Raw genomic sequence first — 22330 nt, forward strand, 5'->3', positions numbered from 1 at the left:
ACAAGAGTGATCCCGGTCACGGACGCCCCTAGCATCGAAATCACAAGTCAGCTGCTGCTGATCAGATTTGTTTTGAGAGAAGAGGAACCCATGCGCCAGATCCGCGCATTGCGAATTGCCGCCGTTGCCGCCGGCATCGCCCTGATGGCCACCGGTTGCGGTGCCACCAGCAAGAGCTCCACCGGTGCCGAGAGCTCCGGCGCCGCTGCCGGACCCATCACCGGCCTGCAGATCATGGTCCCCAACACCCCCGGCGGCGGTTACGACACCACTGCCCGCGCCGCCGCAAAGGTCCTCGACGACGAGAAGATCTCCACCAACACGGAGGTCTTCAACCTTGCGGGCGCCGGCGGCACCGTTGGCCTGGCCCGCGTCGTGAACGAGAAGGGCAACGGCGACCTGGCGATGCTCATGGGCCTGGGCGTGGTGGGCGCCAGCTACACCAACAAGTCCGAGTCCAAGCTGACCGACACCACTCCCCTTGCCCGGCTTATCGAAGAGCCTGGCGCCATCATGGTGGGCAAGGATTCCCCGTACAAGACCATCGATGACCTGGTGAAGGCGTGGAAGGCTGATCCCGGCTCCATCGCCGTGGGCGGCGGCTCCTCCCCGGGCGGCCCCGACCACCTGCTGCCGATGCAGTTGGCCGGTGCCGTGGGCATCGACGCCACCAAGGTCAACTTTGTCTCCTACGACGGCGGCGGCGACCTCCTGCCCGCCATCCTGGGCAACAAGCTGGGCTTCGCCGCTTCCGGCGCCGGCGAGTTCCTGAAGCAGATCGAATCCGGTGAGGTCCGCGTCCTGGCCACCTCCGGCGAGAAGCGCCTGGAAGGCGTGGACGCACCCACGCTGAAGGAATCCAAGATCGACCTGGTGTTCACCAACTGGCGCGGCGTTGTGGCCCCTCCCGGAATCAGCGATAAGGACAAGGCTTCCCTGATCGCGGCCCTGGAGAAGATGCACGGCACGGCCGGCTGGAAGGAAGCGCTGAAGACCCACGGCTGGACCGATGCCTTCATCACCGGTGACCAGTTCAAGACCTTCCTCACCGAGCAGGACAAGCGGGTGGCGGACGTCCTCACCAAGCTTGGGTTGGCGTGACCTCCCTGACCACAGGTCTCAAAGGCCGCTCCGAGCTGGGAGTTGCACTCCTGCTCGGGGCGGCCGGCGTCATGGTCTTCCTGGACGCCAACGGCCTGGTAACCCCGTATTCCAAGTCCGACCCGGTCGGCCCCAAGACCGTGCCGTTCATCGTGGCCGGACTGCTGGTGGTTTGCGCCGTGCTGCTGGCCGTCAACGTCCTCCGCGGCGGCCAGGGCGAGGCTGAGGGCGGCGAAGACGTCGACCTCACGCACCCCGCCGACTGGAAGACCGTCCTGCCGCTGGCCGGCGCCTTCATCCTGAACATCCTGCTGATCGACTGGGCCGGCTGGGTGATCTCCGGAACCATCCTGTTCTGGGGCAGCGTCCTGGCCCTCGGCAGCCGCCGCTACGTCCGGGACGGGCTGATCTCCGTGGCCCTGTCCCTGCTGACCTTCTACGGCTTCTACCTCGGCCTGGGCATCGCGCTGCCGGCCGGCCTCCTGGAAGGAATCCTCTAAATGGACGTCTGGTCCTCCCTGATGGACGGCTTCGCCACCGCCCTGACCCCCATGAATTTCCTGTACGCCGTCATCGGCGTCATCCTGGGCACCGCCGTCGGCGTCCTCCCCGGCCTGGGCCCGGCCATGACCGTAGCCCTGCTGCTTCCCGTCACCTACGCCTTGGAACCCACAAGCGCCTTCATCATGTTCGCCGGCATCTACTACGGCGGCATGTACGGCGGTTCCACCACCTCGATCCTCCTCAACACCCCCGGCGAATCGTCCTCCGTGGTCACCGCCATTGAGGGCAACAAAATGGCAAAGGCGGGCAGGGCGGCGCAGGCGCTTGCGACGGCGGCAATCGGCTCGTTCGTCGCCGGCACCATTGGCACGGCCCTGCTGGCCGTCTGCGCACCGGTTGTGGTGAAGTTCGCCGTGAGCCTCGGCGCGCCCAGCTACTTCGCCATCATGGTTTTGGCCCTGCTGGCCGTCACGGCCGTGCTCGGCTCGTCGCGGCTGCGCGGTTTCGCTTCCCTGGGCCTCGGCCTGGCCATCGGCCTGGTGGGCATGGACTCCGTGACCGGCCAGCGCCGCCTGACCTTCGGCCAGCCGCTCCTGGCGGACGGCCTGGACATTGTTGTGGTGGCCGTGGCCATCTTCGCCGTGGGCGAGGCACTTTGGGTCGCCGCCCACCTGCGCCGCACTCCCCTGCATGCCATTCCCGTGGGCCAGCCTTGGATGGGCAAGTCCGACTGGAAGCGCTCATGGAAGCCGTGGCTGCGCGGTACCGCCTTCGGCTTCCCGTTCGGCGCACTGCCGGCTGGTGGCGCCGAGATCCCCACCTTCCTCTCCTACGTCACCGAAAAGCGGCTCAGCAAGCACCCCGAAGAGTTCGGCAAGGGTGCCATCGAAGGCGTGGCCGGCCCGGAAGCAGCCAACAACGCTGCTGCCGCCGGCACCCTGACCCCCATGCTGGCCCTGGGCCTGCCCACCAATGCCACCGCCGCCGTCATGCTGGCTGCCTTCACCTCATACGGCATCCAGCCGGGCCCGCAGCTCTTCGAAAGCCAGGGACCCCTGGTGTGGGCATTGATCGCCAGCCTCTTCATCGGCAACCTGCTGCTGCTCCTGATCAACCTGCCGCTGGCACCGATGTGGGCCAAGCTCCTGCAGCTTCCCCGGCCGTACCTGTACGCGGGCATCCTGTTCTTCGCCACGCTGGGCGCCTACTCGGTGAACCTGCAGGCGTTCGACCTGGTGATCCTGCTGGTCCTGGGCGCGCTCGGATTCATGATGCGGCGCTTCGGGCTTCCCGTCCTGCCGCTGATCCTCGGCGTCATCCTGGGCCCGCGGATCGAAGGGCAGCTCCGCAAGACCCTGCAGTTGAGTGCGGGTGACCCGGCAGGGCTCTTGAGCGAGCCGATCGCCGTCGGGATCTATGTCATCATTGGCCTCATCCTGGTCTGGCCCTTCGCCTACAAGCTGTTCCGCCGCAGCCGTCCGGAGCGCAAGCCCTTGGTTCCCGCCAATTCGGGCGCGGCGGATTACAGCGACTGAGCGGGCGTGCCACCCGGCAAACCCATCTACCCACATCGAGCAGAAACTAAGGAGACACCATGACCGTCGTTGTGGGCTACGTCCCGACCCCCGAGGGCGAAGCTGCCCTGACCCAGGCCATCACCGAAGCCCGGAAGAGCAACAGCACACTGGTGCTGATCAATTCCTCCAAGGGTGAGTCGACGGTGGACAGCCGTTTTGCCCCGGATGGCGAGATCCAGGACATCGAGCAGCGGCTGGCCGGCCAGGGCATCAAGTACGTGATCAAGCGGCCGGTCCGCGGCCATGATGCCGCGGCTGAGGTGCTGGACGCCGCCGAGGAACACAACGCCGAACTGATCGTGATTGGCCTTCGCCGCCGCACCCCCGTGGGCAAGCTGATCATGGGCAGCACGTCCCAGCGCATCCTGCTGGAGGCGGACTGTCCGGTCCTGGCCGTAAAGGCGGGCTAGGCCGGAACGGCCGCCGGTGCCCGGAACAGCTCCTGGCGCTGGCGGCCCAGGCCCTCCACCTCCGCCTCCACCACGTCGCCCGGCCGGAGGTAGGGGAAACGGCCGCTGAGGGCCACCCCCTGGGGCGTTCCGGTGAGGATCACGTCGCCCGGCTCCAGCCGCATGTACTGGCTGCAGTGGTGGACCAGCGTGGGCGCATCGAAGATGAGCTCCGACGACGAAGAATCCTGGCGCGGCTCACCATTCACCCAGCTGCGCAGCCTCAGGTTGCCGCCGTCGATCCCGTCTGCCGGTACCAGCCAGGGCCCCAGGGGCGTGGACCCGGGAAGGGACTTGCCCTTGGTCCATTGACCGGCCGCTCCGGGCAACTGGTATTCCCGCTCCGACAAGTCATTGGCCGTGACGTAGCCCGCAATGCACGCGGCGGCTTCTCCCACCGAGCCGAGGCAACTGGCTTCCCTGCCGATCACGATGCCCAGTTCCACTTCCCAGTCGTAGTGGGTGGATCGGGGAGGCAACGGGGCGGGGTCGCAGGGCCCCGTGACGGTGTTGCTGGGCTTGAGGAAGACGACGGGAATTGCGGGCGGCTCGGCCCCTGACTCTGCGGCATGGGCGGCATAGTTCATCCCGATCCCCACCACTGAGCCCGGCCGGGCTACGGGGGAACCAATCCGGAGTGCAGCCGCGCCTTCCAGGACGGGCAGTTCCCCGGCCTCCAGTGCTTTGCGCACGTTGGCCAGGCCGCCCGAGCCAAGGAACGCTCCATCCACATCAGCGGTAAGGGGCAGCAGGCTGAAGTACCGGTCGGTTCCGTCCGCCGAAGACACCAGCACGGCAGGCTGTTCACTGCCGCTTTCGCCCAGGCGCATGATCTTCATACCGGATTCTCCTCAAGCTGTATCGATCGGGGTGCTTCCGGGCCTTACGGGGCCCTAATCCATGGTCGTTGATACCCGGTGGACGCCGCGAACGAACGCAATATGACTGCACTTCCCCACCCGAGAAACGACAGTCATCTGACATCTAGCAGGAGCAGCCGGTAGAATGGTGGAGCCACCCCGGCACGAAACACAGAAAGTTCAGTAATGACTACAGCCACTTTGGAGCGGATCCCCGCCGCTGCCGAGCCCACCCAAGGACCTGCCGTCCGGTCCATCAGCCTGGAGTTCTCCAGCGCCAGCGAGGTCCATGCAGGACTGGAAGAGGCAGTGGCCGAAATGATTGAGGTGGCAGCAAAGGATGCCGAATGCGGCATCCTGGTCACCCGGCTTCATCCGGGACGCTACACGGTAGCCCTGGATGCATCAGTGCCTTTCGGCGAAACGTACGAATCCGTCGCCGCCTGACCTGCCCTCCGGGGCCGCCGCGGCCTTACCCGGGCCACAGCCGCCAGGGTGTCCGGCAACGAAAATCCCCGCCCTGCCGTATGGCAGAGCGGGGATTTCTTGCTGCTGGCGGAACGGCTAGCCGCGGCGGACCTGCACCCCGTCAGACTTCAAAAAGAGCTGTTTTTCAGTGGGACCGGCCGGCACAAGCCACAGAACGTTGCCGCTCTGGGACACTTCCTCCACCTCCCCGGCGGCTACAACGTGTGCCTGCTTGATAATCTCGACGTGATCGCCGGCCTGGAGGGACCTCCAGTCCGAAACCACGGCGGAATGGGCATTTCGCTTCGACAGGACTGCCCCACGTGCTTTCATGTGAACTTCTACCCCTTTGTATCGTTCTGCTGCCACAGCCTCTTTGATGTGACTTTCACTACATCTTCAGTTCTACTACACTCCCGGCGCCACGGTGGGCCGTGGCGCCGGAAATTCCACCTTTCGGACTCTCCGTCCAGAAGTGCTGAAGATTCTTCGCTGTCAGGCCAGCGGCCCGAGGGCGGATTCGGCCGCCCGGAGCACGTCACCTGAGGCCACCAGGCGGTCCGCCGCTTCCAGTTCCGGCGACAGGAACCTGTCCGTCCCGGGTCCCTCCACCACCTCGCGCAGCGCGGCCACCACAGCGGTACCCGCTGGCCCCGGCGTCAGGACCCCACCGGAGAGCTGGGTGCGGATATCCAGAGCGCGGGCAGAGGTCACGAGTTCAATGGCCAGGACGCGGCGGAGGTTCTCCACGGCCTTGCGCAGCTTACGCGCCGCGTGCCAGCCCATGGACACGTGGTCCTCCTGCATCGCGGAGCTGGGAATCGAGTCGACGGACGCCGGAACGGCAAGCCGCTTGTTGTCCGAGACCAGGCCGGCCTGCGTGTACTGGGCGATCATCAGCCCGGAGTCCACGCCGGGGTCGGCCGCGAGGAAGGCCGGCAGGCCATGCGAACGGGCAGGATCCAGCATGCGGTCGGTACGGCGTTCAGCGATGGAGCTGAGGTCCGCCACCGCGATGGCGAGGTAGTCCAGCACGTAAGCCACCGGAGCGCCGTGGAAGTTGCCGTTGGAGCTGACCCGGCCGTCGGGAAGGACCACGGGGTTGTCGATCGCTGCAGCCAGTTCCCGCGTGGCCACCAGTTCCGCATGGTCAACGGTGTCGCGGACGGCGCCGGCAACCTGCGGGGCGCAGCGCAGCGAGTAGGCATCCTGCACCCGGGAATCCCCCACTCGGTGCGAAGCAACGATGGGCGAATCTGACAGCACGCGCAGCATGTTGTCCGCACTGGCGGCCTGGCCGGGGTGCGGCCGAAGCGCGGCGTGCAGCTCGGGCAGGAACACCTGGTCGGTGCCCAGCAGCGCCTCAACGCTGAGCGCGGCGGTGATGTCCGCCGTCGTCAGCAGTTGCCGAAGGTCGGCGATGGCCATGAGGAGCATGCCCAGCATGCCCTCGGTGCCGTTGACCAGCGCCAGGCCTTCCTTTTCGGCCAGCGTTACCGGCTCGATGCCGTGTTCTGCCAGCAGCTCAGCGACCGTCCGCTCTCCCCGCCCGCCGTAGGTCACGCCGTCGGGCCCTTCCGCCTCCCCTTCGCCCATCAGGACCAGGGCGCAGTGGGACAGCGGCGCCAGGTCACCGGAGCAGCCCAGCGAGCCGAACTCGCGAACCACCGGGGTGATGCCGGCGTTGAGGACGTCCACCATGGTCTGCAGGACCACGGGGCGGACGCCGGTACGTCCGGAAGCCAGGGTCTTCGCGCGCAGGAACATGATGCCGCGGACCACTTCCCGTTCCACGGCCGGGCCCATGCCGGCGGCGTGGCTGCGGATCAGGCTTTTCTGGAGCTGGGTGCGCAGTTCGTTGGGGATGTGGCGGTTGGCCAGGGCGCCGAAGCCGGTGGAGATGCCGTAGGCGGGGACGTCGCTGGAGGCGAGGTCGTCAATGTGGGCGCGGACCCTGGCCACGGTGTCCAGGGCGTCCGGGGAGATGGCCACCTTGGCGTTATGGCGCGCGACGGCGAGCACATCCCCGGGCGTGACGCCGGCGGAGCCAAGGGTGACGGTCAGCGGTTCGTGGGTTGGGCCCACGCGGACAGGGTTCCCTGGCCGGGGGTCCCGGCCGGCGAGGGACCCGGCATGAGCTTGCGAAGGCTGGGAGCCGGCGGGGACTTGCGAGGTTAGGGAGTTCGTGGGGACGGTCATGGAAAGTTCCTTGTTTGTATTCCCATCGACTGCTCCGTACTTGTCGTTTTGGAGGCTCTAAACGACACCTACGGAGCAATCGATGAGGGGTGGTCCGGGGTCAGCGGGTTTCGGCGGGGCTCTCTGGGGCCACGCGGACAGGGTTCCCTCGCCGAGCTTGCGAGGCCAGGGAGTCCGTGGGGAGCATCGGGATGCGGACGCCGCGCTCTTTGGCAACGACGAGGGCGCGCTCATAGCCCGCGTCGGCGTGGCGGATGACGCCCATGCCGGGGTCGTTGGTGAGGAGGCGTTCGAGCTTCTGGGCGGCGAGGTCGGTGCCGTCGGCGACGGAGACCTGGCCGGCGTGGATGGAGCGGCCGATGCCGACGCCGCCGCCGTGGTGCAGGGACACCCAGGTGGCACCGGAGGCGGTGTTGAGCAGGGCGTTCAGCATGGGCCAGTCGGCGATGGCGTCCGAGCCGTCCTTCATGGCCTCGGTTTCGCGGTACGGCGAGGCGACCGAGCCCGAGTCCAGGTGGTCGCGGCCGATGACGATGGGCGCCTTGACCTTGCCGTCCTTGACCAGCTGGTTGAACAGGAGGCCGGCCTTGGCGCGTTCGCCGTAGCCGAGCCAGCAGATGCGTGCCGGCAGGCCTTCGAACTCGACGCGCTCCTGCGCGGCATCGATCCAGCGGTGCAGGTGCTTGTCCTCCGGGAACAGTTCCTTAATGGCTTCGTCGGTGACGCGGATGTCTTCCGGGTCACCGGACAGGGCCACCCAGCGGAACGGGCCAAGCCCTTCGCAAAACAGGGGCCGGATGTAGGCCGGGACGAAGCCCGGGAATTCGAAGGCGCGGGTGTAGCCGCCCTTGCGGGCCTCATCGCGGATGGAGTTTCCGTAGTCGAACACTTCGGCGCCGGCGTCCTGGAATTCCACCATTGCCTGCACGTGCCGGGCCATGGATGCCTGGGCCTTCTTGGTGAACCCTTCCGGATCCGCCTCGGCTTCGCGGTGCCACTCCTGCACCGAAATGCCTTCGGGCAGGTAGGACAGGGGGTCGTGGGCGGAGGTCTGGTCCGTGACGATGTCCACGGTGAGTTCGCCGGCTTTGTGGCGGCGCAGGATCTCGGGGAAGACTTCGGCGGCGTTGCCCACGTAGCCCACGGACCAGCCGCGGCGTTCCTCCTTGGCCTTGAGCACCTTGGCGATGGCGGCGTCGAGGTCGGTTTCCACCTCGTCCAGGTAGCGTTTGCCGGCGCGGCGGCGCAGGCGGGTTTCGTCGACGTCGACAATCAGGCAGGCGCCGTCGTTCAGGGTGACGGCGAGCGGCTGGGCACCGCCCATGCCGCCGCAGCCGCCGGTGAGGGTCAGCGTACCGGCGAGGGTGCCGTTGTCATCCCCGGTGAGCTTGCGGGCGATCGCGGCAAAGGTTTCGAAGGTGCCCTGCAGGATGCCCTGGGTGCCGATGTAGATCCACGAACCGGCGGTCATCTGTCCGTACATCATCAGGCCCTCGGCCTCGAGCCGGCGGAATTCAGGCCAGTTCGCCCAGTCGCCCACCAGGTTGGAGTTGGCCAGCAGCACGCGGGGAGCCCACTCGTTGGTGCGGAACACGCCCACCGGCTTGCCGGACTGGACCAGGAGGGTTTCGTCCTTTTCCATGGTTTCCAGCGTGCGGGTTATGGCATCAAAGGCGGCCCAGGAGCGGACGGCCCGGCCGGTGCCGCCGTAGACCACCAGATCGTCCGGGCGCTCTGCCACCTCCGGGTCCAGGTTGTTCATCAGCATGCGCAGCGGGGCTTCGGTCTGCCAGGACTTGGCGGTGAGCTCGGTGCCGCGGGCTGCTTTGACCGGGCGGGCACCGGTGGTGAAATCGGCGGGTGCCATGATGGGCTCCTTTTCTTGGTGTCTGAGATTTCGAAGAAGTTCTGTAACAACTAAAGCGCCTGGAGAAGGGGCTTCACAGGGCTTTCAAGGGGGTGGTGTCCGGAGTCCCAGACAAGCCCCTGCCTCGTTTTTAGACAGCCTTATTTGACCGGGCGTCCGTGGATTCGGACGGAGAGTTCGTCGGCCACTTTCTGCACCCGGGCGGCCAGCACCGGCCACTGGTCATGGGGCAGTTTGTCCTCCAGGAAGGTGACTGCGACGGCGGCGGTGGGCCACCCCAGATGGTCCGTGACGGCGGCGGCGATGGAGCCGAAACCGGGCGTCACCTCCCCGTGTTCGGTGGCATATCCACGCTGCCTCACCTGGTCGAGGTGCGAGGACAGCGCGGAATACTTCATGATGGCGCCCTCCACCTCGTGCCGGGCCGAGAAGGCCGCTGCATTCGGATACAAGGCGCGCACCTGGGACTTAGGCAGCGCTGCCAGGATGGCCCGGCCACTGGCGGTGAGGTGGCTGGGCAGCCGGACGCCGACGTCCGTCACCAGGGAAGGACGGTTCTTGGCGCGCTCCTCCACGATGTACAGGACGTCGCGGCCATGCAGGACGGCAAGGTGCGCACTCTCGCCAATGGTGTCCACCAAACCCGCCAGCAGGGGGCGTCCCAGGCGGGACAGCGGCTCCTGCCGGGAGTACGCCGAACTGAGTTCGAATGCGCTGATGCCCAGCCCGTACCGCTGCTCCTCATGGAGATGCAGGACGAAGCCATTGGCCTCCATCACCCCCAGCAGGTGGTAGACGCTGGACCTGGGCAGGTCAAGGCTGGACGCGATCTGGGATGCCGCCATGGGGCCACGCCGCGAAGCCAGCAGTTTGAGGATGCGCAGCGTGTTCTCGGCGGCAGGAACTTTTGACGCCTTGACCGCGGCGCGCGGCGCTTCGCTGTCTCTGCTTAGTACAGTGCTCATGGCCTGGAAGGTTCTTTCTGCGTAGCTATGTCCGGTATCCCGTACTTAAGCTTGCGCCCTCCGCAGGCTTTCGAAGTTCGGGTAACCGCACCCGTTGTCTGAGATACCAGACGCCTTCCAGTGAGCCGCGAGTTACGTCCCTGGATACCCCGCAGACAGCCTCACTTTCAAGACGTCAATCCTCGCCTGGATCCGCGCGATGTCTTCGAGCTGGCCCAGGTAAAAGCCCTTCCTGGCCACTGCATCCACGGTGCGGCCGTAGGACGATGGCGGGCCATTTTCCGTGGTTGCCCACCGTGCCAGGGCACCCCAGAGTGTCCATCGGATTACCTCAAGAGCTTGTCTGTTTGCGGCGTCCCAGTCCGCTTCGCTTTCCATGCCTCCAGCGTCACGGACGGGCCCGCCAGGATCATCCTGCCTTCGTGCCTATGTGGATAACCCGGCCGAGTTCAGATGCTGAGCACAACTTTGCCGCGTGCCCGCCCCTCGTGGAGGTACCGGACGGCGGCCGGCGCTTCGGCAAGGGGAAAGGCTTTGTCCACCGCGGGCTTGACGCTGCCGGCTTCCATCAGCGATGCAAGAGCCTCCAGGTCCAGGTGCGTTTCCTTTGCCACAAGCCCTTTGAACTTCCGGGCGGAAAACAGGGAGATCAGTGGGGCAACAAGGGACCGCTCAAATCCGCCGGTCAACTTGCTGCCCCCTTCGCCACCAATGATCACCAGGGTGCCCTTGCGTACGAGCAGGCGGCGCAGGAAAGACAGCGGGCGGTTTCCCGCCGCGTCCAGGATAAGGTCGTATACCTTTCCGGCGCCCGCGATATACGTCTTGGTGTAGTCCACCACGGCATCCGCCCCGAGGGAACGCACCAGCTCAACCTTGCCCGTGCTGCACACGCCTGTCACCTCTGCTCCGAAGGCCTTGGCCAGCTGGACCGCAAAGGAGCCCACTCCCCCGCCCGCGCCAAGGATGAGTACCTTCTGGCCGACGGTGACCTGGCCGGCGTCACGGACAGCCTGCAGGGCGGTGACGCCGGAAATTGGCGAAGCCGCCGCTTCTTCGAAGGTGAGGTGGGACGGCTTGCGGGCCACCTTGTCATCCTTGGCGCAGACATACTCGGCAAAAGATCCCTCGCAGGTCCCGAACACCTCGTCCCCAGGAGAAAAACGGGCCACCCCAGGCCCCACGGCTCCCACAACGCCGGCCACTTCCCGGCCGCGCACGGGAACTTTCGGCTTCTTCAGGCCGTAGCCGAAAAGCCGGACCAGATACGGCAGCCCGGTCATCAGATGCCACACGCCTTGGTCCACGCCCGCTGCCCGCACCCGGATCAGCACCTCACCGTCGGCGGGCTCCGGCCGGGCGATGTCCCGCAGCTCCAGCACGTCTGCCGATCCATAGACGTCCTGCACGATTGCTTTCATCATCGATCTCCTTCGGGCTGCTGGTCAGGGAGCACAAGGTGAAGCAGGGCATCCGCCCGGTTACCGGCGGCCCCTCACGGTATGGAATAGCCGGAGTCGAGTCAAGGGGTGTGCGGGGTGGTCGGGAAAAGAAACTGTTCGTCTGGAATGAAAGACACCAACCCGCCGTGAGCCCCATCACGGTGCTCCCGAAAATGGTCTGTTGGTTAGCGGCTCCCCTCCCAATGACGAGAAGGTATTTGCATGCAACCAGCTCCAACCCCAACCCGGAACGAAACCGCGGCGGAACAGCACAACCCTAGGGCCGTCGTCGGACACGTCCTCACCAGGGGCCTGAACGTGCGGCACATCCGCTTCATGGCCCTGGGATCGGCCATCGGCACCGGCCTCTTCTATGGCTCTGCGTCCGCCATCCAGAAAGCGGGCCCGGCCGTCCTGCTGGCCTACATCATTGGCGGCGCCGCGGTCTTCATGGTGATGCGGGCCCTCGGCGAGATGGCCGTCCGGCACCCGGTGTCCGGTTCCTTCGGCCAGTACGCCAGCCGCTACCTCGGCCCGCTGGCAGGCTTCATCACCGGCTGGACCTATGTGTTCGAAATGGCCATCGTAGCCATCGCGGATGTCACCGCCTTCAGTATCTACATGGGCTTCTGGTTCCCGCAGGTGGACCGCTGGATCTGGGTCCTGGCGATCATCTTCTTCCTGGCCGGACTAAACCTGCTGAGCGTCAAGGTCTTCGGCGAACTCGAGTTCTGGTTCTCGCTAATCAAGGTCGCGGCCATCATCGCCATGATCGCCGGCGGCGCTGCCATCATCGTCTTCGGCTTCCAGGCGGCCGATTCAACCGTTACCCCCGGCCTGGGCAACCTCGTGGAACATGGCGGGTTCCTCCCGTTCGGCTTCGAAGGGCTGCTCGCTTCCTTCGCCGTGGTCATGTTCGCCTTCGGCGGGATCGAAACCCTGGGCATCACCGCCGGCGAGGCCGCCGACCCCAAGAAGGTCATCCCCAAGGCAGTCAACACCGTCCCCGTGCGCGTCCTGCTGTTCTACGTCCTCACCCTGGGCGTCCTCATGAGCCTCTTTCCGTGGGACCAGATTGGCAGCAACGGCAGTCCCTTCGTCCAGATCTTCAGCGGCTTGGGCATCCCCGCGGCACCCCACATCCTGAACGCCGTGGTGATCACCGCCGCGCTCTCCGCCATCAACAGTGACATCTTCGGTGCCGGCCGCATCCTCTTCGGGCTTTCCAACCAGGGCCACGCGCCGGCTGCCTTCGGCAAGGTCTCCCGGCACGGCGTCCCCTGGATGACCGTGGTCATGATGGCGGGAATCCTGCTGGTGGGCGTGGTCCTCAATGCAGTCATTCCGGAGGACGTCTTCCTGGTGATTGCCTCGATCGCAACGTTCGCCACGGTCTGGGTATGGGTGATGATCCTCGCGTCCCATGTGGCGATGAAGCGGGAAATCGCACGCGGCGGACTGCCGGCGTCGGAATTCCCATCCCCGTGGTGGCCTGCCGCATCGGTCCTCACCATCGCGTTCATGGTGCTGGTGATCGCCGTCCTGGGTGCCTTCGAGGACACCCGCATTGCCCTGTACGTGGGCGCCGCCTGGCTGGGACTGCTGGTGGTGGCCTATCGCCTGTGGATCAAAGGTGACGGCCGACGCCGGGCCCACCTTGAGGACGAGACGTCGCCGCTGCCGGTGGTCAGGACTGCCCGGGACGGCGGGTAGGCACGTCCCGTAACGCCAAAAAGGTGCCCGGCCCCCACAAGGGGCCGGGCATTTGTTTTCAAGCCTTATGCCGTGGCTGCGGCGGACCGGACCGCCTGGCTGAGCGACGTCGTCGGACGCCCAATGAGCTTCCGGAGGTCGCCGGTGCTGACCAGGAGGTCACCGCGCGCAATGCCCAGATCCGAATCAGCGAGGATCTCCGCGAACGCCTCCGGCACCCCAACGCCGGTGAGCAGGCCAACGTAGTCGTCGGCGGGTAGGTCGTTGTAGCTGATGGTCTTTCCGGTGGCAGCGCTGATCTCGGAGGCGAGGTCCGCCATGCTGAAGGCCTCATCGCCGCCGAGCTCGTAAACCTTGCCGGCCTGGTCATCGGCCACGAGGACCGCGGCGGCGGCGTGGGCATAGTCGGCCCGTGCGGCCCCGCTGACCTTGCCCTCCCCGGCACTGCCCGCGAGCGCGCCCTGCGCGAGCGTTCCCGGGAGCTGCTCGGTGTAGTTTTCCAGGTACCAGCCGTTCCGCAGCAGGACGAAGGGGACACCGGATTCGCGCAGCAGCGCCTCCGTGGCCTTGTGTTCGCCGGCCAGTTTCATGGACGTGGTGTCCGCATTGGCGATGCTGGTGTAAGCCAGCAGCTCCACGTCTTCGGCCTTGGCGGCATTAATCACGGTGCGGTGCTGTTCCACCCGCTGCCCCACTTCGCTGCCGGAGATCAGCAGCACACGCCGGGCGCCACTGAGGGCGGCGGCCACGGAACCGGCATCGGCGTAGTCCATCTGCTGCACGCGGACCCCGCGTGCAGCGAAATCCGCCAGCTTTTCCACCGACCGGCCGGCAGCCACGATTTCCGCAGCCGGTACGCCCTGCTCGAGGAGGGCTTCAAGAACGTGGCGGCCCAGCTGTCCGGTGGCGCCTGTCACAACAATGCTCACGGTGGTTCCTTTCGGGAGTTTTACTCTGTCGAAGGGCACAACCACGGCGCGGCGGCAGAACTTCCCGATGGAGAGTACGCACTTTGAAGTAAGGTACTGACCCAAAAGTAAGTAACCATACTTCCGGTAAGCTGGTGGGCATGGAAACAGCGCCGCACGCGGCTCCCCTCCCCCAGGCCTTTGCCGACGGCGTGTTCCCGGCAGGTTGCCCCAGCCGGACCCTGCTGGACCACATCACCAGTAAATGGGGCGTGCTGATCCTGATTGCGCTGTCCGAGGGCGACCAGCGGTGGAGCGACCTGCGGCGGCGGGCCGAGGGCATCAGCGAGAAAATGCTGGCCCAGACGCTGAAGACGCTGGAGCGTGACGGCCTGGTCAGCAGGAGGGCCCAGCCGGTGATTCCCCCCCGGGTGGATTACAGCCTCACGGAGCGGGGCTACGAATTGAGCGCCCTCCTGGTGCCGCTCGTGGCCTGGGCGTTCGACAACGCCGAGGACATCATCAACGGAGTTCCCCAAAGCAAGTAATGCCCCTCCGGAAACTCGAGTACCTGTTACTGATGTTGCTGGTGTGATTAGCGCCTAGCGTGGGCGTACGGTGGCGGCCGGAATGGGAGGACCATCCTCTGCTGGGAGCGTTCCGGCCAACCAACACCGTTAGCGGGCGGCAGGCTGCCGCCTGGAGGAGTTGGTGACATGGCCAGGGACGACTACGCACCGGATCTTTCGCATTTGGGCCAGCCGCTCAGCGTCGGCGATGCCCTGGCCCGGGCCCTGCGCCGGACGCTGGACGCCTTCAGCCCGCGCTGCCCTTACCGGGTGGGTGACACGGTCATCGGCGACGACCCCTTCAGCGGCAGGCGCGAAGGGGTCGTCGTATGGCGGGACCGGCGTTCAGTGGGGGTGAAGACCACGTACGGCGTCTTCTTCTTCGACCACCGGCTGGTCAGATTGCTGGATTGAGGTTGGCGCGGGGCTGGCCCAGGCAGGCCTACCGCGCGGACCAGCCCCCATCCATCGTGTAGCTGGCGCCGGTGACCATGCCCGCGTCCGGGGATGCCAGCCATGACACCAGGGAGGCCACCTCTTCCGGCTCCACCAGGCGCTTGATGGCGGACTCGGTGAGCATCACCCTGGACAGGACCTCGGACTCGGGAATGCCGTGCACCTGGGCCTGGTCCGCGAGCTGCTTTTCCACCAGCGGCGTGCGAACGTACCCGGGGTTCACGCAGTTCGAAGTGACACCGTGCTCCCCGCCCTCCAGCGCCGCCACCTTGCTCAGCCCTTCCAGGCCGTGCTTGGCGGAGACATACGCGCTCTTGAACGGGGAGGCACGGATACCGTGCACCGAGGAGATATTGATGATGCGGCCGAACTTGTTGGCGTACATGTGCGGCAGTGCCGCCCGGATCAACAGGAACGGGGCCTCCAGCATCAGGGCGATGATCCTGCGGAACTCTGCGGGGTCGAACTCCTCAATGGGGCTGATGCGCTGGATCCCGGCATTGTTGACCAGGATGTCGCAGTCCAGGCTGAGGGTGGACAGGGCGTCAACGTCCAGCAGGTCCACACTCCACGCGGTGCCGCCCACCTCATCGGCAAGCGTCGCCGCAGCGGCGGAGTCGACGTCGGCCACCACCACCTTCGCTCCCCGTGCGGCAAGTGCGCGCACGCACGCAGCGCCGATTCCGCTGGCACCGCCGGTGACCAGCGCCTTCCGTCCATTCAACGTGTTGTCCATGGCAGTTCTCCTTTGTGCGCCCGAATGGTCCATCATCAGCTCAAAAATTCAGGAGGCGTCACGGCCGGCCCCGGCCGTGCCGCCCAGCAGCGGCTCAGCTGCGCGTGGCGCTGAGCAGTCCCTCGCGGGCGGCGTCTTCCTTGTCCACGTCCTCCAGGGCAATGCCCTTGGTTTCGTTCAGGCTCAGGACGGCCACGCAGGTGATGGCGCAGGCCACAACCAGATAGATGGCGGTGGGCACCCATGAGCCGGTGTCCTTGAGCCACTGGGTGGCCAGCAGCGGCGCCAGCGAGCCGGCGAAGATGGAGGTGACCTGGGAACCGAGGGAGGCGCCGGAGTACCGCATGCGGGTGGGGAACATCTCGGCCATGATGGCCGGCTGCCCGGCGTACATGAGGCCGTGCAGGCAAAGGCCGATGGTGACGGCAAGGACGATGACCAGGGCGTTCCGCGTATCGAACATGGGGAAGGCGAAGAACGGCCAGGTGGCACCCAGGATGGCGCCGGCCAGGTAGACGGGCTTGCGGCCGATCCGGTCCGCCAGGCGGCCGTACTGCGGGATGACGGCGAAGTGGATGACGTGCGCGATCAGCAGTGCCAGCAGCAGCGATGAGGTGTCGTATTTGTGCACGCTCTTGAGGTAGACAATCGCGAAGCTGACCACCAGGTAGTACATGATGTTCTCCGCGAACCGCAGGCCCATGGCCTGGAAGATGCCCTTGGGGTACTTGCGGAGCACCTCGAACACGCCGTAACTGACGGCCTGTTCCTTTTCGACCAGTTCCTTGGCTTCGAGGAAGATGGGCGCTTCGCTGACGTTGGTGCGGATGTAGTAGCCCACGAAGACGATCACGGCGGAGAGCCAGAAGGCCACGCGCCAGCCCCAGCCAAGGAAGGCTTCGCTAGTCAGGGTGGTGGACATGATGTACAGCACCAGGGTGGCCAGCAGGTTGCCCACCGGAACGGCGGCCTGGGGCCAGCTGGACCAGAACGCGCGGGTCTTGTTCGGGCTGTGCTCGGCCACGAGGAGGACTGCGCCGCCCCATTCGCCGCCCAGCGCGAAGCCCTGGATGAACCGCAGGAGCACCAGCAGCGCGGGAGCCAGATAGCCGATGTCGGCGAAGCCGGGGAGGCAGCCCATCAGGAACGTGGACACGCCGATGATCACGATGGTGAGCTGCAGGGTGGGCTTGCGGCCCAGCTTGTCGCCGATCTGGCCAAAGACGATCCCGCCGAGCGGCCGCGCGACGAAGCCCACGGCGTAGGTGAGGAAGGCCTGGATGATCCCGTCCAGCTCATTGCCGGTGGCGGGGAAAAAGTACTTGCCAAAGACCAGGGTGGCCGCGGTTGCGTAGAGGAAGAACTCGTACCACTCCACCACCGTCCCCACCATGGAGGCGGCAACGATTTTCTTCAGTCCTGATCCTTTGGGTGCATGCCCGGCCTCGTTGGCCCGGCGTTGCTCAATGCTCATGGTTCTCCTCAGTGTCCACATTGACACGCGCTGTGATCTCCAGCACAAGTGACTCAGATGAGTATTGCTGCACAATCGGGGCACTTCAATGCCCAAAGCGGCACGAAACGTGTGCACAATTGCAGATATGAATGCCAACCCCGATGACCTCCTGGTCCTGCTCGCGGTGTCACGCTCCGCAAAGTTCACGACGGCGGCCCAGGCGCTGGGCTTGAACCACACCACGGTTTCCCGCAGGATCGCCGTCCTGGAGAAAGCGCTCGGCGGCCGGGTGCTGTCCCGGGCCGCGGGCGGCTGGGAACTGACGGAGCTTGGCGAACGGGCCGTGCGGGCGGCGGAACAGGTGGAGGAGGTGCTGGGCACGCTGGGACCGGCGGGCCAGGCACCTGACCCGATTGCCGGCGTCGTGCGTATGACCGCGACGGACGGCTTCAGCGCCTACATTGCCGCTCCGGCCGTGGCGCGCCTGCGCCGGGACCATCCGGGCCTGAGCGTGGAGGTGGTGACCATGACCCGCCGCGCCCTGCAGCAGCGGTCCGGGCTGGACATCGAGGTGGTGGTGGGCGAGCCGCAGGTGCACCGCGCGGAGGCCATCCGGCTGGGCGAATACCGCCTGGGGATGTATGCCTCCCGCGCCTACCTGGCGGAGCATGGAACTCCGGCCACTGTGGCCGAGCTCAATGCGCACCCGCTGGTCTATTTCGTGGATTCAATGCTGCAGGTGGATGACCTCGACGCGCCGCGGCGGCTGGTTCCGGCCATGCGGGACGGCCTCACCTCCACCAATGTGTTCGTCCATGTGGAGGCCACCAGGGCCGGGGCCGGCGTCGGGTTCCTGCCGTGCTTCATGGCCGACCTGCACGATGACCTGGTCCGGCTGCTGCCCGACAAGATCGGCGAACTCCTCCCCTACTGGCTGGTCCTGCGCCCGGATTCGCTGCGCCGCCCCGCCGTGGCCGCCGTCGTGCAGGCCCTCCGGGAACGCATGGCGGAACACCGCGAAGCGCTCCTTGGCAAGGGAGATTCCTCATCGACTGCTGAGTAACTGCCGTTTAGGGGCCCCAAAACGGCAGTTACTCAGCAATCGACGGGGGTGGCGGCGGGTCGTGGCGGACTGGTGCCCCCGCGGCGAAGGCCCGGACCTGGGCGTCGTCCCAGAGGTGCGCCGGCACGGCACCGCCCAGCAGCCGGCGCCGGAGCCGGGGGTCGTCAACGATCGGCTCGTCGCTGCCCGCCATCACCATGTTTCCGTACCGCCGGCCCTTCAGCATGGCGGGGTCGGCAATGATGACCGTGTGCTTAAAGGCAGCCGCGATGGTGGCCGCGTCCTCGCGGGCGTTCCGGAGGTCGGGGGCGTCCCCGGAATTGGCCACGTACAGGCCGCCCGGGGCAAGGACCCGCTTGACGTGCTGGTTGAATTCCGTGGTGGTCAGCGGGCGCGGGGTGTGGGCACCGGCAAAGACGTCGCGGATGATGAAATCCCGGGTGTGGGCCGTCAGGGTCTCCGTCACGGCCCGGGCCTCGCCCACGCGGATCCGGAGCAGCGGCGCCTTGGGAAGGTCGAACCAGTTGCGGACATACTCGGCGAGCTTCCCGTCCAGTTCGACCACCACCTGGCGGGCGTCCGGGTACGCCGCGGCGAAGTAGCGTGCCATGGAGCAGGCGCCGCCGCCCAAGTGCAGTCCGCGCAGTTTCGCCGACGATGCGTCCGACGGCGGCCAGCGGGACTCGACGAGCGCGGCCATCCACCGCATGTACTCGAAGTCCAGGAACAGCGGATCGGCGAGGTCGATGTGCGAGCTCATGACCCCGTTGATCTTCAGGAGCCAGCCGGTGGAGTTGTCCTGGTCCGCCACCAGTTCGCAGTCACCGGTATCGATGTAGTAGACGCCCTCCACCGGACCGCTTTGGCGGGAGCCCGCAGGAACGTCCACCACACCGGCCACCGCACGGATGCTGTTCCGGCCGCCTGACTTTCCGCGTTTTGCCATTACCCGTGCCGCGCTTCAGTCATGCTTCAACCTTAGTTGGTGGGCACTGCCCCTTCGCCGTCGCGGATCCGTTTCACCACCGCGGTGGTGGACCGTTCAGCCACATAGTCCAGGATGGCTACCCGGCCGCCGTACTCTTCCACTGCCGGGGACTCCGCCAGCATCCCGGGCGTGTAGTCCCCGCCCTTGGCATAGACTTCAGGCCGGAGCCGCCGGATGAGCGGGGTGGCGGTGGGGGTATCGAACACCGTCACGTAGTCCACGCAACTGAGCGCGGCCACCACCGCTGCGCGGTCCGCCATGTTGTTGATGGGCCTGCCCGGGCCCTTGAGCCTGCGCACCGAATCATCGCTGTTCAACGCCACCACCAGGATGTCGCCCAGCTGCTTGGCCTGGTTGAGGTACCTGGTGTGGCCGCTGTGCAGCACGTCGAAGCAGCCGTTGGTCAGCACGATCCGCTGCCCCTGCGCACGGTGCACCTCGATCTGCCGCTCCAGTTCGTCCCCGGTCAGGGCAGTATCGGCGAAGGCCTCCAGGTAACGGCTGAGCTGGGCGGTGCTGCACACGGAGGTGCCGGGCTGGTGGACCACCACGTCCGCGGCCGACTGGGCCAGGTCCAGGCTGGCGGTCAGCGGCAGCCCGGCGGCACGGGCCAGGGTGAGGGCGGCCACGAAGGTGTCCCCTGCCCCAGATGCCTGCTTCTCAGCGGCCGGCCGGGCCCACGTCCGGTGACGCACGCCGTCGGGCATCAACAGCACGGTTCCGTCCCGGTCCAGGGTGACCACCACGGCCCGCGCACCGGTTTCCTGCAACAGTGCCGCGGACTCCGCGGCCACGGCTTCCACCCGTTCCTGGCCCTCCGGCAGTTTCTTGTCCAACAGCCGGGCGGTTTCCTGCGCGTTAGGGGTCACCAGGTCCGGCCGCACTGCGGCCCAGGGACGCGGATCATGGGCGTCAACCACCACCAGCGGACGGTCGGCGCCCGCCGTGTCAGCCCCCAGGACACCGGCAAGGGCGGTGCGGACGGGGTCCGCCACCACGCCGGTTCCGTAGTCACACACCAGCACGGCGTCCTGGTGTTCGACGGCGGCACGCACCGAGGCGGCCAGCGCGGCCAGCGCGTCGGCCGGGACGGTCCTGGCCGAGTCATCGAGGCGCAGCATCACCTGCCCGCCGCTGCTGATCCGGATCTTGGTGGTGGTCACCATGTCCGGGTGGGTATGCAGGTGCCGGACATCGATGCCTGCGGCGGCAAGCTGTCCGCGGAGGTCCTCGCCGGCGTCGTCGGAGCCGATGATGCCCGCCACCGACACTTTCGCGCCCAGGGCGGCCAGGTTCATGGCGGTGTTGGCTGCTCCGCCGGGAACCGATTCGCGGGACTGGAGATCCACCACGGGGGCGGGGGCTTCCCGGCAGAGCCGCTCGATGCTGCCGCTCCACCAGCCATCGAGCATCACATCGCCGATGACCAGGATGGAGGGCTGTTCCGCGGCCAGCCGGCCGGGGAGCCAGTCGGACAGTGCCCGCTGGGTGGACAGGTCGATGGATTCCGGGGACTCGCTCATGGCAGGTCCTGTTCCTCGATGACGGAACCGGCTCCCGAGCCTGACGGTGCCGGCGGAGCTTCAATGTGCACCACTTTGATTTGGCTGAACTCGTCCAGGAGTTCAGGCCCGTAACCGAACCCCGCGCCGCTCTCGCCGCGGGGCTGGGCTGCGCCGCCCGGGGCACCGCCAAACACCGCGTTCACCTTTACGGTCCCTACCGGAAGTGCGGCCACCGCCTGCTGGATGTGCGCGATGTTGCTGCTCAGGACGGTGGCAGCCAGTCCGTACCGGCCGCTGCACGCCAGGCGCAGGCCGTCGTCGAAGGTGTCCACCACCTGCACCGGAGCCACGGGTCCGAACGTTTCCTCGGTCATGACCTGCATGGTTTCGGTGCAGTCCAGCAGGACGGTGGCGGGGTAGAACGAGCCGGGCCCGTCCGGAAGCGCACCGCCCTCAACCGCCCGTGCGCCCTGGGCCAGGGCCTCGGTGACGTGGGCATGGACTGCGTCGCGCATCCGCAGGTCAACCAGTGGCGCCACGCTGCCGCTGTTGTTCCGGAGCGCAGCCTCCGCCTCCAGGGCTTTGGAGAACTCGGCAGCGATGTCCTTGTGCACGTAGATCCGTTCCACGGACGTGCAGATCTGGCCGCTGTTGCTGAAAGCTCCGATGGCAGCCTGCTGCGCGGCCCACCCGGGGTCTACGTCGCGGTCCACCAGCAGGGGATCGTTGCCGCCGTTTTCCCTGAGCACGTGCGCGCCGGTGAGCGCAGCGGCCCGGGCGATGCGTGCACCGGAGGCACTGGATCCCACGTGGGCGATCACGTCAACCTCAGCCTGTGACAGCGACGCTCCAACGCCGGCGCCGCCGGAGATGGTCTGGAAGACGCCGGCTGGAAAGGCCGGTGCCAGGACTTCTCCCAGCGTCTCCCCCAGCCGGGGGCAGCGCTCGCTGGGTTTGTGGATGACGGTGTTGCCCGTGACCAGTGCGGCGCCGATCAGCCCGCAGGCCACGGCCACCGGATCGTTCCACGGAGTCAGCAGGACGGCGACGCCCCGGGGTTCGGCCAGCGTGTAATCCGAGGCCAGACGGTTGCCGCGGAGGCTGTGGCCGCGGTGGACCGGGCCCAGTTCCGCGTACTGTTCCAGGGTGGAAACGCCGGCGGCAATACCTGCCAGCGCTTCTTCCTCCGGGCGGCCGGTTTCGCTGGCGTTCAGCCCCGCGAGCTCCCGGGCCGCTGCCGCCAGGGCTTTGGCGGCAGCCTTGAGGGCTGCGCCCCGTTCGGCAGGTGCGGTTGCCGCCCAGCCCGCTGCCTCACCGCGCGCCACGCTGACGGCATGGCTGACTGCCTCCGGCCCCCCTTCGGGCACCGTCCAAAGCACTTCACCGGTGCGCGGATCCTGGATGGTGATGCCGGAGCCCTCTGCTGTCTGGGTGCCTGCGGTTGTTTCAGTGGCTGTGGTGGGCATGATGTTCCTCCCGCCTTTCAGGTGCTGGATATGTCGTA

22 protein-coding genes are annotated in these 22330 nt (G+C 66.8%); 9 read left to right on the top strand and 13 right to left on the bottom strand.

The window, feature by feature from the left end; all coding sequences use genetic code 11:
• The first annotated feature begins 90 nt into the window (after window positions 1-90).
• Genes ACR65K_RS14905 through ACR65K_RS14920 form a run of 4 tightly spaced genes read left to right on the top strand, consistent with a single transcriptional unit; the run spans window position 91 to window position 3592 of the window.
• The gene (locus ACR65K_RS14905; RefSeq protein ID WP_056337012.1) at window positions 91-1101 is read left to right on the top strand and encodes a Bug family tripartite tricarboxylate transporter substrate binding protein; all 1011 of its coding nucleotides are present in this window, start codon (window positions 91-93) and stop codon (window positions 1099-1101) included.
• On the top strand, window positions 1098-1601 hold the full coding sequence (locus tag ACR65K_RS14910) for a tripartite tricarboxylate transporter TctB family protein (protein WP_440153667.1): 504 nt from the start codon (window positions 1098-1100) through the stop codon (window positions 1599-1601). The genes ACR65K_RS14905 and ACR65K_RS14910 overlap by 4 nt, the downstream gene beginning before the upstream one ends.
• The gene (locus ACR65K_RS14915; RefSeq protein ID WP_056337006.1) at window positions 1602-3140 is read left to right on the top strand and encodes a tripartite tricarboxylate transporter permease; all 1539 of its coding nucleotides are present in this window, start codon (window positions 1602-1604) and stop codon (window positions 3138-3140) included.
• A 59-nt stretch (window positions 3141-3199) separates the two neighbouring features.
• A complete protein-coding gene (locus ACR65K_RS14920) occupies window positions 3200-3592 on the top strand; it encodes a universal stress protein (protein WP_056337001.1) in 393 nt (130 codons plus the stop codon).
• On the opposite strand, the gene ACR65K_RS14925 is transcribed toward ACR65K_RS14920, so the two are convergent.
• Entirely contained in the window at window positions 3589-4470 is an 882-nt protein-coding gene (locus ACR65K_RS14925) for a fumarylacetoacetate hydrolase family protein (RefSeq protein WP_440153670.1), read from the bottom strand. The genes ACR65K_RS14920 and ACR65K_RS14925 overlap by 4 nt on opposite strands.
• Window positions 4471-4677: 207 nt before the next feature.
• Here ACR65K_RS14925 and ACR65K_RS14930 point away from each other — a divergent pair, with 207 nt between their 5' ends.
• Window positions 4678-4938: a hypothetical protein gene (locus tag ACR65K_RS14930; RefSeq protein ID WP_440153672.1), complete on the top strand. Its 261-nt coding sequence runs from the start codon at window positions 4678-4680 to the stop codon at window positions 4936-4938.
• Window positions 4939-5055: 117 nt separating this feature from the next.
• Here ACR65K_RS14930 and ACR65K_RS14935 read toward each other — a convergent pair whose 3' ends face one another.
• From ACR65K_RS14935 to ACR65K_RS14960, 6 genes are all read right to left on the bottom strand, one after another.
• Complete coding sequence (locus ACR65K_RS14935) at window positions 5056-5292, bottom strand: hypothetical protein (protein ID WP_142030029.1); 237 nt, start codon at window positions 5290-5292, stop codon at window positions 5056-5058.
• A 162-nt stretch (window positions 5293-5454) separates the two neighbouring features.
• A complete protein-coding gene (gene hutH, locus ACR65K_RS14940; RefSeq protein WP_440153674.1) occupies window positions 5455-7158 on the bottom strand; it encodes a histidine ammonia-lyase in 1704 nt (567 codons plus the stop codon).
• Between the two features lie 100 nt (window positions 7159-7258).
• Window positions 7259-9025 carry a urocanate hydratase gene (hutU, locus tag ACR65K_RS14945; RefSeq protein ID WP_440153675.1) on the bottom strand — a complete coding sequence of 589 codons (1767 nt, stop codon included), beginning with the start codon at window positions 9023-9025 and terminating at the stop codon, window positions 7259-7261.
• 140 nt (window positions 9026-9165) lie between these two features.
• The gene (locus ACR65K_RS14950) at window positions 9166-9990 is read right to left on the bottom strand and encodes an IclR family transcriptional regulator (RefSeq protein WP_056336985.1); all 825 of its coding nucleotides are present in this window, start codon (window positions 9988-9990) and stop codon (window positions 9166-9168) included.
• Window positions 9991-10122: 132 nt separating this feature from the next.
• On the bottom strand, window positions 10123-10368 hold the full coding sequence (locus tag ACR65K_RS14955; RefSeq protein WP_440153677.1) for a hypothetical protein: 246 nt from the start codon (window positions 10366-10368) through the stop codon (window positions 10123-10125).
• Between the two features lie 71 nt (window positions 10369-10439).
• Window positions 10440-11414, bottom strand: a complete 975-nt coding sequence (locus ACR65K_RS14960) for an NAD(P)-dependent alcohol dehydrogenase (protein ID WP_440153679.1) — start codon at window positions 11412-11414, stop codon at window positions 10440-10442.
• A gap of 240 nt (window positions 11415-11654) precedes the next feature.
• Between ACR65K_RS14960 and ACR65K_RS14965 the strand changes: the two genes are divergently transcribed.
• Complete coding sequence (locus ACR65K_RS14965; RefSeq protein WP_440153680.1) at window positions 11655-13145, top strand: amino acid permease; 1491 nt, start codon at window positions 11655-11657, stop codon at window positions 13143-13145.
• A gap of 65 nt (window positions 13146-13210) precedes the next feature.
• On the opposite strand, the gene ACR65K_RS14970 is transcribed toward ACR65K_RS14965, so the two are convergent.
• Complete coding sequence (locus tag ACR65K_RS14970) at window positions 13211-14074, bottom strand: SDR family oxidoreductase (RefSeq protein WP_440153682.1); 864 nt, start codon at window positions 14072-14074, stop codon at window positions 13211-13213.
• Between the two features lie 140 nt (window positions 14075-14214).
• Between ACR65K_RS14970 and ACR65K_RS14975 the strand changes: the two genes are divergently transcribed.
• Window positions 14215-14601 carry a winged helix-turn-helix transcriptional regulator gene (locus ACR65K_RS14975; protein ID WP_440153683.1) on the top strand — a complete coding sequence of 129 codons (387 nt, stop codon included), beginning with the start codon at window positions 14215-14217 and terminating at the stop codon, window positions 14599-14601.
• A 168-nt stretch (window positions 14602-14769) separates the two neighbouring features.
• A complete protein-coding gene (locus ACR65K_RS14980; protein ID WP_440153684.1) occupies window positions 14770-15036 on the top strand; it encodes a hypothetical protein in 267 nt (88 codons plus the stop codon).
• Window positions 15037-15064: 28 nt separating this feature from the next.
• On the opposite strand, the gene ACR65K_RS14985 is transcribed toward ACR65K_RS14980, so the two are convergent.
• Both ACR65K_RS14985 and ACR65K_RS14990 read right to left on the bottom strand, forming a co-directional pair.
• On the bottom strand, window positions 15065-15814 hold the full coding sequence (locus ACR65K_RS14985) for a 3-hydroxybutyrate dehydrogenase (protein WP_440153685.1): 750 nt from the start codon (window positions 15812-15814) through the stop codon (window positions 15065-15067).
• Between the two features lie 94 nt (window positions 15815-15908).
• Window positions 15909-17288 carry an MFS transporter gene (locus ACR65K_RS14990; protein ID WP_440153687.1) on the bottom strand — a complete coding sequence of 460 codons (1380 nt, stop codon included), beginning with the start codon at window positions 17286-17288 and terminating at the stop codon, window positions 15909-15911.
• A 127-nt stretch (window positions 17289-17415) separates the two neighbouring features.
• On the opposite strand from ACR65K_RS14990, the gene ACR65K_RS14995 reads away from it, so the two are divergent.
• The gene (locus ACR65K_RS14995; protein WP_440153688.1) at window positions 17416-18333 is read left to right on the top strand and encodes a LysR family transcriptional regulator; all 918 of its coding nucleotides are present in this window, start codon (window positions 17416-17418) and stop codon (window positions 18331-18333) included.
• A 28-nt stretch (window positions 18334-18361) separates the two neighbouring features.
• Here ACR65K_RS14995 and ACR65K_RS15000 read toward each other — a convergent pair whose 3' ends face one another.
• Genes ACR65K_RS15000 through ACR65K_RS15010 form a run of 3 tightly spaced genes read right to left on the bottom strand, consistent with a single transcriptional unit; the run spans window position 18362 to window position 22292 of the window.
• Complete coding sequence (locus ACR65K_RS15000; protein ID WP_440153690.1) at window positions 18362-19279, bottom strand: spermidine synthase; 918 nt, start codon at window positions 19277-19279, stop codon at window positions 18362-18364.
• Window positions 19280-19311: 32 nt separating this feature from the next.
• Window positions 19312-20844 carry a D-glycero-beta-D-manno-heptose 1-phosphate adenylyltransferase gene (gene rfaE2 / locus ACR65K_RS15005; RefSeq protein WP_440153691.1) on the bottom strand — a complete coding sequence of 511 codons (1533 nt, stop codon included), beginning with the start codon at window positions 20842-20844 and terminating at the stop codon, window positions 19312-19314.
• Window positions 20841-22292 carry an aldehyde dehydrogenase family protein gene (locus ACR65K_RS15010; RefSeq protein ID WP_440153692.1) on the bottom strand — a complete coding sequence of 484 codons (1452 nt, stop codon included), beginning with the start codon at window positions 22290-22292 and terminating at the stop codon, window positions 20841-20843. Before ACR65K_RS15010 ends, rfaE2 begins: the two co-directional genes overlap by 4 nt.
• Window positions 22293-22330: the final 38 nt, after the last annotated feature.

The organism is Arthrobacter sp. SAFR-179, from assembly GCF_059414945.1.

Coding starts and splice junctions, on each gene's coding strand:
- hutU (WP_440153675.1), bottom strand. CDS start 9,025: ATGGCACCCGCCGATTTCACCACCGGTGCCCGCCCGGTCAAAGCAGCC.
- ACR65K_RS14930 (WP_440153672.1), top strand. CDS start 4,678: ATGACTACAGCCACTTTGGAGCGGATCCCCGCCGCTGCCGAGCCCACC.
- ACR65K_RS14975 (WP_440153683.1), top strand. CDS start 14,215: ATGGAAACAGCGCCGCACGCGGCTCCCCTCCCCCAGGCCTTTGCCGAC.
- ACR65K_RS14995 (WP_440153688.1), top strand. CDS start 17,416: ATGAATGCCAACCCCGATGACCTCCTGGTCCTGCTCGCGGTGTCACGC.
- ACR65K_RS14965 (WP_440153680.1), top strand. CDS start 11,655: ATGCAACCAGCTCCAACCCCAACCCGGAACGAAACCGCGGCGGAACAG.
- ACR65K_RS14915 (WP_056337006.1), top strand. CDS start 1,602: ATGGACGTCTGGTCCTCCCTGATGGACGGCTTCGCCACCGCCCTGACC.
- ACR65K_RS14985 (WP_440153685.1), bottom strand. CDS start 15,814: ATGGACAACACGTTGAATGGACGGAAGGCGCTGGTCACCGGCGGTGCC.
- ACR65K_RS14960 (WP_440153679.1), bottom strand. CDS start 11,414: ATGATGAAAGCAATCGTGCAGGACGTCTATGGATCGGCAGACGTGCTG.
- ACR65K_RS14925 (WP_440153670.1), bottom strand. CDS start 4,470: ATGAAGATCATGCGCCTGGGCGAAAGCGGCAGTGAACAGCCTGCCGTG.
- ACR65K_RS14990 (WP_440153687.1), bottom strand. CDS start 17,288: ATGAGCATTGAGCAACGCCGGGCCAACGAGGCCGGGCATGCACCCAAA.
- ACR65K_RS14955 (WP_440153677.1), bottom strand. CDS start 10,368: ATGGAAAGCGAAGCGGACTGGGACGCCGCAAACAGACAAGCTCTTGAG.
- ACR65K_RS14920 (WP_056337001.1), top strand. CDS start 3,200: ATGACCGTCGTTGTGGGCTACGTCCCGACCCCCGAGGGCGAAGCTGCC.
- ACR65K_RS14935 (WP_142030029.1), bottom strand. CDS start 5,292: ATGAAAGCACGTGGGGCAGTCCTGTCGAAGCGAAATGCCCATTCCGCC.
- rfaE2 (WP_440153691.1), bottom strand. CDS start 20,844: ATGAGCGAGTCCCCGGAATCCATCGACCTGTCCACCCAGCGGGCACTG.
- ACR65K_RS15000 (WP_440153690.1), bottom strand. CDS start 19,279: ATGGCAAAACGCGGAAAGTCAGGCGGCCGGAACAGCATCCGTGCGGTG.
- ACR65K_RS15010 (WP_440153692.1), bottom strand. CDS start 22,292: ATGCCCACCACAGCCACTGAAACAACCGCAGGCACCCAGACAGCAGAG.
- hutH (WP_440153674.1), bottom strand. CDS start 7,158: ATGACCGTCCCCACGAACTCCCTAACCTCGCAAGTCCCCGCCGGCTCC.
- ACR65K_RS14950 (WP_056336985.1), bottom strand. CDS start 9,990: ATGAGCACTGTACTAAGCAGAGACAGCGAAGCGCCGCGCGCCGCGGTC.
- ACR65K_RS14905 (WP_056337012.1), top strand. CDS start 91: ATGCGCCAGATCCGCGCATTGCGAATTGCCGCCGTTGCCGCCGGCATC.
- ACR65K_RS14980 (WP_440153684.1), top strand. CDS start 14,770: ATGGCCAGGGACGACTACGCACCGGATCTTTCGCATTTGGGCCAGCCG.